We start from the raw sequence: 16,621 nt of genomic DNA, 5'->3' as shown, positions 1-16,621 counted from the left end.
GCAGATACATATTACATAATACATTATCAACACAAATAGGAGAATTTAGATGAGCGATACTGAAATGATAGAATCCGGAAATATGAAAATAGACTGGGTTCTCAACCATATGCCTGTTCTTAATATTATCAGGGAACAGTTCGAGAAAGATAAGCCACTTGCAGGTCACAAAGTTGGTATGGCCCTACACGTAGAGGCAAAGACGGCCGCACTGGTGGAAACCCTGGCCATTGGAGGAGCAGAGGTAGCCATTGCAGGCTGCAACCCGCTAAGTACACAGGATGACGTTTCTCTTGCACTTCATCAGAAGAAGAACATCAAGTGCTTTGCAAAGTATGACTGCTGCACTGAAGAATACTATGAAGCTATTGACAAGGTTCTTGACTTCAAACCTGACATTACCATAGATGATGGTGCAGACCTCATTTTCAAGCTTCACACAGAGCGTACTGACCTTTTACCAATGATCCTCGGTGGCTGTGAAGAAACAACAACAGGTATTCACAGACTCAAAGCTATGGAACGTGATGGTGCACTGAAAATGCCCGTCATTGCGGTAAATGATGCAATGACGAAGTTCCTTTTCGACAACCGCTATGGTACCGGACAGTCAGCATGGGACGGCATCATGAGAACAACGAACCTTCTTGTTGCAGGCAAGAACGTTGTCATTGGCGGATATGGCTGGTGTGGTAAGGGTGCTGCAATGCGCGCAAGCGGACTTGGTGCAAACGTCATTGTTACCGAGATAGACCCAATAAGGGCACTTGAAGCACGCATGGATGGAAATCAGGTCATGCCAATGAAAGAGGCTGCAAAGATAGGTGACATATTCCTTACAACCACAGGTAACAGAGATATATTGAACAGGGAAGACTTTGAGGTTATCAAGGACGGTGCCATACTTGCAAACGCAGGTCACTTCAACGTAGAGATCAACCTTGAAGACCTTAGATCCATGGCAAGCTCTGTAAAGACCGTCAGGAACAACATAAAGGAATACACCCTCAAAGACAGGCGTGTCTATGTACTTGCAGACGGAAGGCTTGTGAACCTTGCAGCAGGTGACGGACATCCTGCAGAAGTGATGGATATGAGCTTTGCAAACCAAGCACTGTGTGTAAGATATATCGCAGAGAACAAGCTGGCAAACGGAGTACATCCAGTACCCCTTGCACTGGACATAGGAGTTGCAGAAATGAAACTCAAGTCCATGGGTATAAACATCGATAAACTGTCAGATGAACAGACAGCATATATGGATGGCTGGGAATGTGGGACATAAAGTCCCTCTATTTTTTAAAAAGCGATAAGTTAAGTCGCTACACCACTAAAAATCGCTGTTTTACAGGAAGATTGTAGCTGAGGTTTGAGTAAAACTACACCTACTTTGTAAAAAGTGAAAATAATATGATATAAAGATGCTGCTTTGGATTGATTTTAAAGTACATTCATAAAAAACATATAAGTATTAGAAGGTCATTATAAAATGTGGCAGTTCGAACACAGTGAAGAAGCACGGAACCTTTATATACCATAAGTGCTTTTATCCACCGCTACACCGAAGTCGATGAACGTGAAGCAGCCTCAGCAAATCCACCCAACATATTGGGCTCGTAGCTCAGTCAGGCAGAGCGTCTGGCTTTTAACCAGACGGCCTAGGGTTCAAATCCCTACGAGCCCGCCATTATTTTGCAAGAGTGTTCACGTTCACATTTTTGAGGGAGGAGTAATATATTGAGAAAATTTAGCCTGCTCGACCACCAGTTAATTCCGAAACATGAGATTATGTCGGAAGATGAACTTAAGTCTGTTTTAAAAGAATATGCAATTGAGAAGGAGCAACTGCCAAAGGTAAAGGTTGTTGATCCGGTCATACAGGAAATAGGGGCACAGGTTGGAGAAGTAGTCAGGATCACCCGTATCAGCCAGACTGCCGGCGAAGCATTTTACTACCGACTTGTAATCGCTTAAGTGAAGCGATTTACAAATTCACAAATAGAGACCATTTGACATGGCTTTTTTACAATTAATACAAACCATATAAAGAAGGTGCTATCATAGCGTTAACTAAGGGACAGATCCCACGTTCGTATTTCACGAAAGATAAGATCGTACAGCATCACATCGACTCATATAATAAGTTTTTGGAGAGCGGTCTTCAAAAGATCATCGATGAACAGAAGATCATTGAGACTGATCTTGAAGACACATACATTAAGCTTGGTACGATACGCGTAGAGAATCCGGTGGTAAAAGAAGCAGATGGAGCCATAGAGAATCTTTACCCGAATGAAGCAAGGCTCAGGAACCTATCATACTCAGCGCCACTTTACCTGCAAATGAGCGTTGTGGAGAATGACGAGGAAAAGGAACCTCAAGAGGCAAAGATAGGCCAGCTTCCAGTAATGATCAAATCCAACATCTGTAACCTTGTTGAGCTCAGTGAGGAAGAAATGGTCAAATTCGGAGAAGATCCACTTGACCCGGGAGGATATTTCATCGTCAACGGAACCGAGCGTGTGGTCATGACCCTGGAAGACCTCGCTCCGAACAAGATACTCACGGAATTCGGCGAAAGATACGGCGACACCATCGAAGTGTCAAAAGTATTCTCACAGAGAAGAGGATACAGAGCACTTGTTGTTGTAGAGAGAGGCAGAAAATCACTCCTGGAAGTATCATTCCCTTCCATTTCAGGACGTATCAACTTCATAACACTTATGAGAGCACTTGGTGTGGAGACTGACGAAGAGCTCGTAAAAGCTGTATCCACAGACCCTGAGATCATGAAGTTCATGTTTGAGAACCTTGAAGAAGCAGAGGTTGACAACATAGAAGACGCAATGGAGAAGATTGGTTCAAGGGTTGCCTCAGGACAGGCCAGAGACTACCAGATAAAACGTGCTAATTATGTAATTGACAGGTACCTTTTACCACACCTTGGAAATGAGCCGACTGACCGGGCTTCAAAGGCAAGCTTCCTTGGAAGAATGGCAGAATCCTGCTTTGAGCTAGCACTTGCAAGGCGTAATCCGGATGATAAGGACCACTACGCCAACAAAAGACTCAAACTTACTGGTGACCTTATGGAAGACCTTTTCAGAGTTGCATTCAACCGGCTCTCAAGAGACGTCAAATACCAGCTTGAAAGGGCTAACATGAGAAACCGCGAGCTAAATGTGATAACCCTTGTAAGAGCAGATGTACTCACAGACAGACTGCAGCATCCACTTGCAACAGGTAACTGGGTTGGCGGCAGAACCGGCGTATCACAACTACTGGACAGGACAGATTACATATCAACACTTTCTCACCTGCGACGTGTAATTTCCCCACTATCAAGAGCACAGCCACACTTTGAGGCCCGTGACCTTCACCCAACACAATGGGGCAGACTTTGTCCATCAGAAACCCCGGAAGGACCTAACTGTGGTCTTGTGAAGAACTTTGCACAAATGGTAGAGCTTTCAACCGGTACCAATGAAGATAAGAAAATAAAGAGTGTCCTCTACGACCTTGGTGTTGTAAAGACAGTCCTTAACTCTACTCTCAAAGTACTTCCCGAATATGATGAAGAACTTGATGACTTCCTGGAAGAACTGGAAGTGAAACCATTAGTAGATGCAGAAGAACAGAAAGCGGAACCCATTGGGTATACGAATTATTCAGATTCATTAGATGACATGGGAGGACTTCTCGATGAATGAAGCTAAAGTTTTCCTCAACGGAGAACTCGTAGGAACTCATACAGATCCTGCAGAACTGGTAGAGAATGTCAGGGAACAGCGCAGGGCAGGAATGATCTCAGAGCAAGTCAATGTTACATATTACGAAGACATACACGAAGTACTTATCAGCACTGACATGGGCCGTGCAAGAAGGCCACTCATCGTTGTGAAAAATGGTGAAGCTCTCATGACAGAGGAAGAGGCGGAATTACTTGCAGAAGGTAAGATGTCCTATTCCGACCTTATAAAAGCTGGAAAGGTTGAGTATATTGATTCAGAAGAAGAAGAAAATACATTCATAGCCCTTTACAGGAGTCACATTACTGACAAGCACACCCATATGGAGATCAACCCTGGACTCATGTTAGGCATCTGTACCGGAATGGTACCATATCCTGAACACAATGCTTCCCCGCGTAACACAATGGGTGCGGCAATGGTCAAGCAGTGTATCGGAGTATCAACATCCAATACCAAACTCAGGCCAGACACACGTGCACATCTTTTACATTACCCACAGAAAGCGATGGTCAGAACACAGACATGTGAATCCATCCACTTCGACGACAGACCGGCAGGACAGAATTTCGTTGTAGCTGTCATGTCATATGAAGGACACAATATTGAAGATGCACTGGTATTCAACAAGGGTTCCATCGAAAGAGGACTTGGAAGAAGTCATTTCCTCAGAACATTTGAGGGTGAAGAAAGACGTTACCCTGGCGGACAGGAAGACAAGTTCGAAATACCGGACTCCGAGTTCAGAGGTGCACGTAGCCCTGAATCCTATGCAAATCTGGATATTGATGGTCTTGTTAATCCTGAGACTATCGTAGGTCCAAATGATGTACTTATTGGAAAGACCAGTCCACCGCGTTTCCTTGAAGAACAATCTGATTTTGGAATCACCATTGAGCAGCGCAGAGAAAGTGCAATCACCATGCGTTCCAATGAGATGGGAGTCGTTGACACAGTCATTCTTACAGAATCCATTAATGGAACACGTCTTGCAAAGGTAAAGATAAGAGACCAGAGAATCCCCGAGATTGGTGACAAATTCGCATCAAGACACGGACAGAAAGGAGTTATCGGCCTTATTGTACCTTTCGCAGATATGCCTTTCACAGAGAAAGGAATGGTACCGGACCTTGTCATTAACCCGCACGCAATCCCCTCACGTATGACTGTAGGTCACGTGCTTGAGATGATAGGTGGTAAAGTCGGTTCCATGGAAGGAAGAAGAGTCAATGCAACCGCATTCTCAGGAGAGAATGAGGACGACCTCCGTGCAGGTCTGAAACAACACGGATTTGCACATACTGGAAAGGAAGTTTTCTTTGACGGTGTAACCGGTAAGAAGATTCAAGCTGATGTGTTCGTAGGTGTTATCCTTTACCAGAAACTGCACCACATGGTAGCATCAAAGATGCACGCCAGGTCACGAGGACCAGTACAGGTGCTTACAAGACAGCCAACTGAAGGCCGTGCCCGTGAAGGAGGTCTGCGTTTCGGAGAAATGGAGCGTGATGTGCTTATCGGACACGGAGCTGCCATGACCCTTAAGGAAAGACTGCTCGATGAATCTGATAAAGTAACAGAGCTTGTCTGCGGACATTGCGGAATGATAGCAACGTTTGACAGGAAGAGAAATGTAAGGTACTGCGCAAACTGTGGTGCTGAGACAGATATACACCCTGTGGACATGAGCTACGCATTCAAACTGCTGCTAGACGAAATCAAATCTCTTGGTGTTGCTCCAAGACTACAACTTGAGGATGCGGTATAATGGGTGATTTTAAAATGAACGATATTCCATCAATTCCAAAAAGAATCGGTGCTATAAAATTTGGTCTGCTCTCCCCTCGCGAAGTAAGGAAGATGAGTGTCACTGCAATTATTACCGCTGACACCTATGACGACGACGGCTATCCTATTGATATGGGCCTTATGGACCTGCGTCTTGGAGTTATTGACCCCGGTCTGAAATGTAAGACCTGTGGCAGCCGTGCCGGCGAATGTCCGGGACACTTTGGACACATTGACCTTGTTGCTCCAGTCATACATGTAGGTTTTAACAAGACCATACGAAAGGCACTGCGGTCAATCTGCCGCAACTGCAGCAGACTGCTCCTTGATTCGGAAAAGAAGAAAAACTTCCTTGCACAACTGGAAACTTCAAAAGAAATGGGACACCTGCCTGACGATATTATCAATGAAGTATTCAAGGAAGCACGCAAGTCAAAGACCTGTCCATACTGTTCAGCCGAGCAGCTTGAGATCAAGTTTGAAAAGCCCAGTGATTACGTAGAGGACGGACATAAGCTTACACCAACTGAAATACGTGACCGCTTTGAGAACATACCTGACGAGGACGTGAGGGTTATTGGAATGGACCCTGAAAGTGCAAGACCTGAATGGATGATCCTTACAGTCCTGCCAGTCCCACCAGTAACGGTCAGACCTTCGATCACCCTTGAATCCGGTCAGCGCAGTGAAGATGACTTGACCCACAAGCTCGTGGACATCATCAGGATCAACCAGAGATTCCAAGAGAACAGAGATGCTGGTGCACCACAGCTTATTATAGAGGACCTGTGGGAATTGCTCCAGTACCATCTTACAACATTCTTCGATAATGAAGTATCAGGCGTACCGCCTGCAAGACATAGATCAGGAAGACCTCTGAAAACACTTACACAGCGTCTAAAGGGTAAGGAAGGAAGATTCAGAGGAAGTCTGTCAGGTAAGCGTGTGAACTTTTCAGCACGTACTGTTGTATCCCCTGACCCTAACCTGAGCATCAATGAAGTTGGAGTTCCTTTCGCAATTGCCAGACAGATGACAATACCTCTAAGAGTAACTACAAGGAATATAGAACTTCTTCGTATGTATGTACTGCGTGGTAAAGAAGTGCACCCTGGAGCAAATTATGCCATACGTGAAGATGGAAGGCGTATCAGAGTATCAGAGATCAACAAGGAAGAACTTGCAGAGAAGATAGAACCAGGATGGACAGTCGAAAGACAGCTCATGGACGGAGATATTGTTCTCTTTAACAGACAACCATCCCTCCACAAGATGAGTATCATGGCTCACAGGGTCAAGGTACTGCCTAACAAGACATTCAGGCTTAACCCTGCAGTATGTGCCCCATACAACGCCGACTTTGACGGTGATGAAATGAACATGCACGTTCTCCAAACCGAAGAGTCAAGGGCTGAAGCCAGCATACTCATGCAGGTACAGGAAAATATCCTGTCCCCTCGTTTCGGAGGACCTATCATCGGCGGTATACACGACCACATCTCAGGATTGTTCCTGCTCACAAGGAATGAGAACGCAATTACCAAGAACGCAGCTCTTGAACTGCTCAGGAAATCCGACGTAAGAGTTCTTCCAGAACCTTCAAGTTACTCAGAAGACGGAGAACCACTATGGAACGGAAAGCAGATCTTCAGTCAGATCCTTCCAAAGGGACTCTATCTTGAATTCCCGGCACAGGTATGTTTCAAATGTGACACCTGTAAGAAGAAGGATTGCGAGTACAATGCATACGTGGTCATAGAAGACGGAGAAATGCTTCAGGGCACTATCGATGAACAGGCCATTGGTGCTTTCAAGGGCAAGATTCTTGATAAGGTTGTTAAGGAATACGGCTCTGAAGCAGGTGCCAATTTTGTAGATGACTTTACAAGACTTGCTATCCGTGGCGTGATGAAAACGGGACTTAGTTTCGGTATCAGTGACGAAGACATACCCAAGACTGCAAAGCTGCAGATCAATAATCTCCTTAAAGAAGCGGAAGAAAACGTAAAAGAACTAATTAACGCTTATGAAGCGAAAGAACTGGAACCTTTGCCAGGACGTACACTCAAAGAGACCATCGAAATGAAGATTATGCAGGTACTGGGTAAAGCCAGAGACCAGACCGGTAATATTGCAGGTCAGCAACTTGGTCTTGAGAATTCTGCGGTTATAATGGCCAAGTCCGGTGCAAGAGGTTCAATGCTTAACCTGACCCAGATGGCTGCCTGTGTTGGACAACAGGCGGTTCGTGGTGAAAGGATCAGAAGAGGTTATGCAGGAAGGACACTCCCGCACTTTGACAAGGGTGACCTTGGTGCAGATGCCCACGGATTCGTTAAAGCAAGTTATAAGAGCGGATTGAATCCAACTGAATATTTCTTCCACGCAATTGGTGGTCGTGAAGGTCTTGTGGATACTGCAGTCCGTACTTCCCAGTCAGGTTACCTTCAGAGGAGACTTGTAAACGCATTGCAGGATCTTGAAGTCCAGTATGATGGATCTGTACGTGAAACACGTGGAGTTATCGTCCAGTTCAAATATGGAGAGGACGGTATTGACTCCACAAAGAGTGACTATAGTAAACCTGAGGCAGTACACAGGATTGTCAGAATGGTCACCGGGAAGGAGGTGAACTAAATGACAATCAGTGAAGCAACTATTGATTCTATGATCGCTCAACTCGACCTACCTAAGAACATCATGGGAACATTGAAAGACGATGTTATGAAGGTAGGTGTTACAAAGAAAGAGCTTGAAGACATCATTGAGCGTCTGGCAGCCAGTTATGAATATGCATGCGTGGAACCTTGTGAAGCGGTGGGTGTTGTGTCAGCACAATCTATTGGAGAACCAGGTACACAGATGACTATGCGTACCTTCCACTACGCTGGTGTCGCTGAAATTAACGTTACACTTGGTTTACCACGTCTCATCGAGATTGTGGATGCAAGGAAACAGCCAAGCACACCAATGATGACAATTGCACTGGAACATGAATACGCAACTGACAGGGATAAGGCACGTAAGCTTGCATGGGAGATTGAGGCAACTCATATAGAACATCTCGCAGACATCACAACGGACCTTGCCAACATGCGCCTTATACTTGATCTTCACGAGAAGACACTGATTCAGAGGGCACTTATACCTGATGAAATTGCAGAAAAGCTGCATGAAGAACTTGATGTGATGGTACATGTCTCAGACAGTATAGCAAACCAGATCATAGTGACTCCAAATGCACCTTCTTACCGTGAACTTCTCCAGCTTGCAAAGAAAATTCACTTCATAACCCTGAAGGGTATCGAAGGAATTAAAAGAGTTGTTATCAGAAAGGATGGAGAGGAATATACACTTTATACAGAAGGTTCAAAGCTTAAAGAAGTACTCCAGATAGAAGGAACAGATGCTACAAGAACACATACCAACAACATCGGAGAGATATTTGAGGTATTTGGTATCGAAGCTGCAAGGAATTCCATTATTAAAGAAGCTACTGACACTCTTGCAGAGCAGGGCCTTACTGTAGATATCAGGCATATAATGCTTGTATCCGACATAATGTGCTGTGACGGAGAAGTGAAACAGATTGGAAGACACGGTATTTCGGGTGAGAAAGCCAGTGTGTTTGCACGTGCAGCTTTTGAAGTTACTGTGAATCACCTGCTAGATGCCGGTATGCGTGGAGATCGTGATGAACTCAACGGTGTTACCGAGAATATTATAGTAGGACAGCCCATTAAGCTGGGAACAGGAGATGTACATCTCATTTCAAGATGACGTATTAGTGTTCATTATATAGATACATATAAAGAACAACCAGAAAGTAAATATACGGAATCACTTATTAATACAAATCTCAAACTGACATTATAAATGAGTTGATATAAATGGATATTAACATTGACAAAGCACTGATCAAAGTGATCAGAACCGGAAAGGTGATCATTGGATCTAACAGGACTATTGATGCTGCAATTAACAACGAAGCAAAAATGGTCGTACTTGCCGCAAATTGCCCTGCAGATGTAAGAGCAAAGATCGAAAGCCTGAATGTACCGATATTAAACTACTCCGGCACAGGAACAGAACTTGGACCTGCATGCGGAAAACCATTCCTCATTGCTGCAATGGCAATCATTGACAGCGGTGAGTCTGATATTCTGGCTGCTGCTGCTTAAAGGAGTTGCAATATTTGGGCGAGATCAAGTTATCCACTGAAAGTCTCAGGTATATCACATTATTTGAAAATATTACAGGTGCAGCAGTCAAAGATTGCATTATCGATGATGGCCGAATAATATATGTGATTAAAGCGGGTGATATGGGTGCCGCAATTGGAAAAAATGGCGACCATATCAATCGGATGAAGAAGAATGTGGATAAACAAATTGATCTTGTCGAATACTCGGACGAACCTGCTGCGTTCATAAAAAACGCATTCGGCCCGGTATCTGTTAAATCAGTGAATATTACGAACAGGAATGATAAGCGATTGGCTTATGTAGAAGTATCTAATAAAGACAAGGGTCTTGCCATAGGACGCAATGGTAAAAATATTGAGAAAGTAAAACTTGTCGCTAAGAGACATCATGATATAGATGATGTCATCCTGCAGTGATAATTCAAATAATATCATACTCATCAAAGACATTAATTGGAGACATAATTATGCCAAATGGAAAATATGCAGCTCATACACTTCAACGCATGCGAAAGGATGCAAGATGGAAGGACTCCCGCTATAACAGACGTACACTCGGACTTGACGTGAAAGCAGACCCTCTTGGTGGCGCACCTCAGGGAAGAGGCATTGTACTTGAGAAAGTGGGAATTGAGGCTAAGCAGCCAAACTCAGCTATCAGGAAATGTGTAAGAATACAGTTGATAAAGAACGGACGTCAGGTGTCAGCTTTCTGCCCTGGAGACGGTGCTATCAACTTTATCGATGAGCACGATGAAGTTACAGTAGAAAGAATAGGTGGCCGCATGGGTGGTGCAATGGGTGATATTCCCGGAGTACGCTTTAAGGTCACTGCTGTTAACAATGTATCCTTAAGAGAGATGGTCATTGGCCGCAAAGAGAAACCAAGGAGATAATCAGATGTATAAATTATTTGGGAAATGGGATCTCACTGAAGTTGAGGTCGCTGATCAGGGTATCAGAAGGTACGTAAGCCTCGAACCTGTGATTATTCCCCACACTAACGGGAAGCATGCAAGACAGCAGTTCAACAAGTCAGACATAAGCATCGTAGAACGTCTTGTTAACAACGTCATGCGTAACGCACAGAATACAGGAAAGAAACAGAGAGCAATGATGATCGTCTCTGAGGCTTTCGATATAATCAACACAAGGACAAAGAAGAACCCAGTACAGGTACTGGTAGAGGCAATCTCAAACGCAGGTCCTAGGGAAGAAGTAGTCAGACTTAAGTACGGTGGAATATCCGTACCAAAAGCAGTAGACACTGCCCCACAGAGACGCGTTGACAGTGCGCTCAGGCACATCACAATGGGTGCAAACAAGGCTGCGTTCAAATCCAAGAGAAGTGCAGCAGACTGCCTTGCAGCAGAACTTATTGCAGCTTCAAACCGCGATGCTAAATGCTTCTCCATAAACAGGAAAGATTCCAAGGAAAGAGTCGCAAAGGCAGCACGTTAACCGAGCCTAGGCAGTTAGTAAATAAGGATTAGGTAGTAAAATATGGCTAGAAATGATAAAATGGTCGACCGTGTAGCAGCGCTCATGAGTCAACCAAAAATGATACGTAACATGGGTATTGTTGCGCACATAGATCACGGAAAGACAACTTTATCAGATAACCTTCTTGCAGGCGCAGGAATGCTCTCAAAGGAACTTGCAGGTAACGCATGCTGGACAGACTCTGACGAAGAGGAACAGGCAAGAGGCATTACAATTGACTCTGCAAACGTATCCATGGTCCACGAGTACGAGGGCAAAGAATATCTCATCAACCTTATCGACACACCAGGTCACGTAGACTTTGGTGGAGACGTTACACGTGCAATGCGTGCTGTAGACGGTGCTGTTGTAGTTATTGATGCTGTAGAAGGCACAATGCCACAAACAGAGACAGTTCTCAGACAGGCATTGAAAGAACATGTCAAGCCAGTTCTGTTCATCAACAAAGTTGACCGCCTCATCAATGAGTTGCAGGTCGACGGACAGGAAATGCAGATCAGACTAGGTAAGCTTATCGATCACGTAAACAAGCTCATTAAAGGTATGAATGAAGAGCGTTACAAAGCAGGATGGAGAGTTGACGCAGCAGAAGGTACCGTGGCTTTCGGTTCAGCATTGTACAACTGGGCTATCAGCGTGCCAATGATGAAGAAGACCGGAGTAACTTTCCAGCAGATCTATGATTACAATAAAGCTGATGATGAAAAAAGCATCAGGGAACTTGCAGAGAAGTGCCCACTCCACGAAGTTCTCAACGATATGGCAATCAGGTTCCTTCCATCCCCTCTTGATGCACAGGAAGGAAGAATCGATGCTATCTGGCATGGCGACAAGGAATCCAAGATTGGTAAGTCAATGATCAACGCAGATCCTAATGGAGATCTTGCTTTCATGGTGACGGACATTACAATGGACCCACATGCAGGTGAAGTTGCAACCGGAAGGTTGTTCAGCGGTACACTCAGACGTGGTATGGAAGTTTACGTATCAGGTACATCTAAGACTAACAGGATTCAGCAGGTAGGTGTATTCATGGGTCCAAAGAGACTTGAAGTGGAGAACATCCCTGCCGGAAATATTGCAGCTGTAACCGGGCTTAAAGATGCTATTGTCGGTTCAACTGTAACCACCCTTGATGGCATGGAGCCTTTCGAGAGTATCACACACGCAAGTGAACCTGTAGTTACCGTCGCAGTAGAAGCTAAGCACATGAAGGACCTTCCAAAACTTGTAGAAGTATTGAGACAGGTTGCAAAGGAAGACCCAACACTTAAGATCACACTTGACGAAGAGACCGGTGAACACCTGATGGCAGGTATGGGAGAACTCCACCTTGAAGTCATTGCACACAGAATTGAGCGTGACAAGGGAGTAGAGATCACAACAACACCACCTCTAGTAGTTTATCGTGAAACCATTCGTGGCAGCGCTGGACCGGTAGAAGGAAAGTCACCAAACAGACACAACAGATTCTACGTTACAGTCGAGCCACTTGAGCAAGGAGTTAGGGACCTTATCAAGGCTGGCGAGATATCCATGCGTATGCCTGAAGTTGAGCGCAGAGAAAAGCTCATGGAAGCAGGCCTCACCAAAGATGAAGCTAAGGGTATTGTAGACATCTTTGAGAGTAATATATACATAGATGTCACAAAGGGTATCCAGCACCTCAGTGAAACCATGGAACTTATCCTTGAAGGATTCCAGGAAGTAATGAAGGCAGGACCTCTTTCAAGAGAACCATGTATGGGCGTAAAGGTCAAACTCGTTGACGCAAAGTTACACGAAGATGCAGTACACAGAGGACCAGCACAGGTAATTCCTGCATCCAGACAGGGAATCCAGGCAGCAATGCTTATGGCAGATGACACACTTCTTGAACCATATCAGAAGGTATTCATCCAGGTTCCACAGAACAACATGGGTGGCGCAACCAAGGAGATACAGGGACGTCGTGGTACTATCATAGACATGACATCCGAAGGTGACATGACCATTATCGAGTCCAGAGCACCAGTATCCGAACTGTTCGGATTTGCAGGAGATATCAGGTCTGCAACTGAAGGCCGCGCAATGTGGAGCACAGAATTCGCAGGCTTCGACACACTTCCAACTAACCTGACAGCAGAAATCGTTTGTGGCATCAGAGAAAGGAAGGGACTTAAAAAGGAACTACCGCAGGCATCTGATTACCTCAGTATGTAATTGAAGTTTTTTGTAGCCATAGGCTGCAAAAACCCCAATTCGTCAGAAAGGTTTAAACGTAGAAACAACTATTAGGTCAAATCATATTCAAATTAACATTTAATAAGGAGTAATTAAACATGGCAGCTGACAAACCACACATGAACTTGGCAGTTATCGGTCACATTGACCACGGCAAGTCAACCCTTGTCGGAAGATTGATGTTCGAGACAGGAGCAGTACCTGCTCACATGATCGAGAAATACAAGGCAGAGGCAAAAGAGAAAGGAAAAGAATCTTTCGCATTCGCATGGGTCATGGACTCACTCAAGGAAGAGCGTGAAAGAGGTATCACAATCGATATCGCTCACAAGAGATTCGACACCGACAAATTCTACTTTACAATTGTAGACTGTCCAGGTCACCGTGACTTCGTAAAGAACATGATCACCGGTGCATCCCAGGCAGACGCAGCTATCCTTGTAGTAGCAGCACCTGATGGTGTAATGGCTCAGACAAAGGAACACGTTTTCCTTTCAAGAACCCTTGGTATCAACCAGCTCATCATTGCTGTAAACAAGATGGATGCAGCAGAGTACAGCGAAAAGAGATACAATGAGGTCAAGGATCAGGTAAGCCAGCTTCTCGGTATGGTAGGATTCAAAGCAAGTGAGATTCCATTCATCCCAACCTCAGCATTTGAGGGCGACAACATGAAGGGACCAAGTGCAAACACACCATGGTACAAAGGACCATCCATTCTTGAAGCACTCAACCTCCTTACAGTCCCAGATAAACCAGACACACTTCCACTCAGAATCCCTGTACAGGATGCATACACCATCTCCGGTATCGGAACCGTACCAGTAGGTAGGGTCGAGACAGGAATTATGAAGAAGGGTCAGAGCGTAACATTCAACCCAAGTGGCGTAACCGGTGAAGTAAAGTCCATTGAAATGCACCATGAAGAACAGGCTCAGGCAGTTCCTGGTGACAACATTGGATGGAACGTACGTGGTATCGGAAAGAACGATGTCCGCAGAGGAGATGTCTGTGGCTCAGCTGACAACCCACCTTCAGTAGCAGAAGAGTTCACAGGACAGATCGTTGTACTTCAGCACCCATCAGCTATCACAGCAGGATACACACCAGTATTCCACTGTCACACAACCCAGACTGCATGTACCCTCATGTCCATTGACAAGAAACTTGATCCAAAGACAGGTCAGGTCAAGGAAGAGAATGCAACCTTCATTAAGGCTGGAGATGCAGCAATCGTAACCATCAGACCAACAAGGCCAATGGTTATCGAACCAGTAAAGGAAATTCCACAGCTCGGTAGATTCGCTATCCGTGATATGGGTATGACCATTGCTGCTGGCATGTGCATGAGTGTCAAACAGAAGCAGTAAGACACTCAAACTTTCCTTTTTTATAGGAGAAGAACATGTCACAGAAAGCAAGAATAAGATTATCAGGAATCAGTCCTGTAAACCTCGATGGTGTTTGCGATCAGGTAAAAGCCATTGCAGATAGAACAGGGGTAAGTATCTCAGGACCAGTTCCACTACCTACTAAAAAGATGGTAGTACCTGTCCGTAAAAGTCCAAGTGGCGACGGAACCGCTACATGGGATCACTGGGAAATGCGTGTACACAAGAGACTCATCGACATCGCAGCAGATGAACGTGCACTCAGACAGCTTATGCGTATCCAGGTTCCTAAGGATATCAACATAGAGATAGTACTCCAGAACTAAACTATAGTTATTGCTAGCAATAACTATATCCTTTAAGTTACAGATTAAATCTGTAACCTCTACTTCTCATCTTCCAGCCGGTACTCAAGAGTGCTGGCTATGAAAGATTTTTGCATAGAACTGCTATAAAATATCTGTTTTGATAGGTTCTTCCATTTCCTTAAATACTACTGAGATAAACTATCAGTACCGCAAAATATATCTAAACTATGAACTCATTAAAAATGTGGGGTTTAATTATGAAAGAAAAGGTACTGATATTAGGAGCAGGCTATGCCGGATCGGTGGTAGCCAATATACTAGCCAGAGAATTCAGAAACAAAATCGCTAAAGATGAATTGGAAATAACTATTCTCGACAAAAGTGACATTAATATCAATCAAGGCGGCTTTACTTTTATTCCTTTTGAACTTTATACACCTGAAGATATCACAAGGCCACGAAAAAAGCTCATTAGCCCCAGAGTTAAAGCATTTTATGGAAATGACGGGGAAGTTAAAACTGTAGACCTTCAAAATAAAGAGATTACTGTCAAAAGCGATAAAAGATACACTTACGACCATCTTGTAATTGCAATGGGGTGCAGGGCTGATATAGATGCTGTTCCCGGACTTGCAGAAGACATTAACACATTCTACACTTCTATGGAAGATGCTTTTAAGGTAAGAGATCTGGTAAAGAACATCAACGGTGGAAAAGTTGTAGTTTCTGTTGCCTCAATGCCAATTCCATGCCCGGGTGCACCAGTGAAATTCACTTTTATGCTTGAGAGCTATCTGCGCAACATTAAGAAAAACAGAGACGATGTGCAATTGACCCTTGTATGGCCGATGGAACCCATTGGACCGCCTGAATTTAACAAGTTTGTAACTGGACAATTAAATGAAAAGAATATTGAGGTCATAAGAAATTTCCCGCTAGCTAACGTTGATGGTGCTAAAAAAGAATTGACATCGAAGAATGGAGATAAAGTGAACTATGACCTCCTGATTACTGTTCCACCACATAAAGCTCCACAGGTTTTGATAGATTCCGGCCTTACCGATGAAAAGGGTTGGTTATCTGCAGATAAAGCAACACTTCAGTACCGTGGCCCGGCAGGTAATTTTGACAATGTATATGTTCTCGGGGACCTGGGACCTGTTGAGATTCTGAAAACAGGAATCGGTGCACACTATCAAGCTATTGCAGTAAGTCAGAACCTGATCAACGATATTTATGGGAATGGTATTAAAACACCTTATGAAGGAGAAACAGGGTGTCCGATAGTCACTGAAATTGAAACTCCAAACACAATGGGGAAAGGGTATATTGCTACCTGGAGATATGGAGTTCCCCCTGCACCATTCACAACCACAAAAATGGGTTGGTTCCTGTACCGCATGTATTACCACATTCACTGGGACATTAGTGTAAAAGGAATGTTCTGAGGAGGAA

General features: G+C 44.4%; 14 protein-coding genes and 1 tRNA gene. All 15 read left to right on the top strand.

Annotated features, from left to right (window positions below):
- Positions 1-49 precede the first annotated feature (49 nt).
- The 15 genes from QZZ23_RS03010 (at position 50) to QZZ23_RS02940 (ending at position 16,614) form a co-directional block, all read left to right on the top strand.
- The gene (locus QZZ23_RS03010; protein ID WP_292466719.1) at positions 50-1,285 is read left to right on the top strand and encodes an adenosylhomocysteinase; all 1,236 of its coding nucleotides are present in this window, start codon (positions 50-52) and stop codon (positions 1,283-1,285) included.
- A 325-nt stretch (positions 1,286-1,610) separates the two neighbouring features.
- Positions 1,611-1,687 (top strand) — tRNA-Lys (locus QZZ23_RS03005).
- A gap of 50 nt (positions 1,688-1,737) precedes the next feature.
- Entirely contained in the window at positions 1,738-1,974 is a 237-nt protein-coding gene (locus QZZ23_RS03000; protein ID WP_292466718.1) for a DNA-directed RNA polymerase subunit H, read from the top strand.
- A 107-nt stretch (positions 1,975-2,081) separates the two neighbouring features.
- Positions 2,082-3,710, top strand: a complete 1,629-nt coding sequence (locus QZZ23_RS02995; RefSeq protein WP_292466877.1) for a DNA-directed RNA polymerase subunit B'' — start codon at positions 2,082-2,084, stop codon at positions 3,708-3,710.
- Positions 3,703-5,517 carry a DNA-directed RNA polymerase subunit B gene (rpoB, locus tag QZZ23_RS02990; RefSeq protein ID WP_292466717.1) on the top strand — a complete coding sequence of 605 codons (1,815 nt, stop codon included), beginning with the start codon at positions 3,703-3,705 and terminating at the stop codon, positions 5,515-5,517. The genes QZZ23_RS02995 and rpoB overlap by 8 nt, the downstream gene beginning before the upstream one ends.
- A 14-nt stretch (positions 5,518-5,531) precedes the next feature.
- Positions 5,532-8,174: a DNA-directed RNA polymerase subunit A' gene (locus tag QZZ23_RS02985; protein WP_292466716.1), complete on the top strand. Its 2,643-nt coding sequence runs from the start codon at positions 5,532-5,534 to the stop codon at positions 8,172-8,174.
- Positions 8,175-9,317: a DNA-directed RNA polymerase subunit A'' gene (gene rpoA2, locus QZZ23_RS02980; protein WP_292466715.1), complete on the top strand. Its 1,143-nt coding sequence runs from the start codon at positions 8,175-8,177 to the stop codon at positions 9,315-9,317.
- Positions 9,318-9,427: 110 nt separating this feature from the next.
- Positions 9,428-9,718: a 50S ribosomal protein L30e gene (locus QZZ23_RS02975; RefSeq protein WP_292466714.1), complete on the top strand. Its 291-nt coding sequence runs from the start codon at positions 9,428-9,430 to the stop codon at positions 9,716-9,718.
- 14 nt (positions 9,719-9,732) lie between these two features.
- Entirely contained in the window at positions 9,733-10,158 is a 426-nt protein-coding gene (locus QZZ23_RS02970; RefSeq protein ID WP_292466713.1) for a NusA-like transcription termination signal-binding factor, read from the top strand.
- A gap of 50 nt (positions 10,159-10,208) precedes the next feature.
- Positions 10,209-10,637, top strand: a complete 429-nt coding sequence (locus tag QZZ23_RS02965; protein WP_292466712.1) for a 30S ribosomal protein S12 — start codon at positions 10,209-10,211, stop codon at positions 10,635-10,637.
- Positions 10,638-10,641: 4 nt separating this feature from the next.
- The gene (locus tag QZZ23_RS02960) at positions 10,642-11,202 is read left to right on the top strand and encodes a 30S ribosomal protein S7 (RefSeq protein WP_292466711.1); all 561 of its coding nucleotides are present in this window, start codon (positions 10,642-10,644) and stop codon (positions 11,200-11,202) included.
- Between the two features lie 42 nt (positions 11,203-11,244).
- Positions 11,245-13,446, top strand: a complete 2,202-nt coding sequence (locus tag QZZ23_RS02955) for an elongation factor EF-2 (protein WP_292466710.1) — start codon at positions 11,245-11,247, stop codon at positions 13,444-13,446.
- Positions 13,447-13,565: 119 nt separating this feature from the next.
- The gene (gene tuf, locus QZZ23_RS02950; protein ID WP_292466709.1) at positions 13,566-14,837 is read left to right on the top strand and encodes a translation elongation factor EF-1 subunit alpha; all 1,272 of its coding nucleotides are present in this window, start codon (positions 13,566-13,568) and stop codon (positions 14,835-14,837) included.
- 35 nt (positions 14,838-14,872) lie between these two features.
- Positions 14,873-15,184 carry a 30S ribosomal protein S10 gene (gene rpsJ, locus QZZ23_RS02945; RefSeq protein ID WP_015052947.1) on the top strand — a complete coding sequence of 104 codons (312 nt, stop codon included), beginning with the start codon at positions 14,873-14,875 and terminating at the stop codon, positions 15,182-15,184.
- A gap of 239 nt (positions 15,185-15,423) precedes the next feature.
- Positions 15,424-16,614 carry an FAD-dependent oxidoreductase gene (locus QZZ23_RS02940; protein WP_292466708.1) on the top strand — a complete coding sequence of 397 codons (1,191 nt, stop codon included), beginning with the start codon at positions 15,424-15,426 and terminating at the stop codon, positions 16,612-16,614.
- Positions 16,615-16,621 lie beyond the last annotated feature (7 nt).

The sequence above is a fragment of the Methanolobus sp. genome (assembly GCF_016278385.1).
Classification (GTDB): domain Archaea; phylum Halobacteriota; class Methanosarcinia; order Methanosarcinales; family Methanosarcinaceae; genus Methanolobus.
The sequence above is the reverse complement of the archived record's forward strand: the minus strand, read 5'-3'. Positions and strand labels throughout refer to the sequence as shown.

What these genes read in the sequence shown, in the direction of transcription:
- QZZ23_RS03010 (WP_292466719.1), top strand. Translation starts at nt 50, where the DNA reads ATGAGCGATACTGAAATGATAGAATCCGGAAATATGAAAATAGACTGG.
- rpoB (WP_292466717.1), top strand. Translation starts at nt 3,703, where the DNA reads ATGAATGAAGCTAAAGTTTTCCTCAACGGAGAACTCGTAGGAACTCAT.
- QZZ23_RS02985 (WP_292466716.1), top strand. Translation starts at nt 5,532, where the DNA reads ATGAACGATATTCCATCAATTCCAAAAAGAATCGGTGCTATAAAATTT.
- rpoA2 (WP_292466715.1), top strand. Translation starts at nt 8,175, where the DNA reads ATGACAATCAGTGAAGCAACTATTGATTCTATGATCGCTCAACTCGAC.
- QZZ23_RS02975 (WP_292466714.1), top strand. Translation starts at nt 9,428, where the DNA reads ATGGATATTAACATTGACAAAGCACTGATCAAAGTGATCAGAACCGGA.
- QZZ23_RS02965 (WP_292466712.1), top strand. Translation starts at nt 10,209, where the DNA reads ATGCCAAATGGAAAATATGCAGCTCATACACTTCAACGCATGCGAAAG.
- QZZ23_RS02960 (WP_292466711.1), top strand. Translation starts at nt 10,642, where the DNA reads ATGTATAAATTATTTGGGAAATGGGATCTCACTGAAGTTGAGGTCGCT.
- QZZ23_RS02955 (WP_292466710.1), top strand. Translation starts at nt 11,245, where the DNA reads ATGGCTAGAAATGATAAAATGGTCGACCGTGTAGCAGCGCTCATGAGT.
- tuf (WP_292466709.1), top strand. Translation starts at nt 13,566, where the DNA reads ATGGCAGCTGACAAACCACACATGAACTTGGCAGTTATCGGTCACATT.
- rpsJ (WP_015052947.1), top strand. Translation starts at nt 14,873, where the DNA reads ATGTCACAGAAAGCAAGAATAAGATTATCAGGAATCAGTCCTGTAAAC.
- QZZ23_RS02940 (WP_292466708.1), top strand. Translation starts at nt 15,424, where the DNA reads ATGAAAGAAAAGGTACTGATATTAGGAGCAGGCTATGCCGGATCGGTG.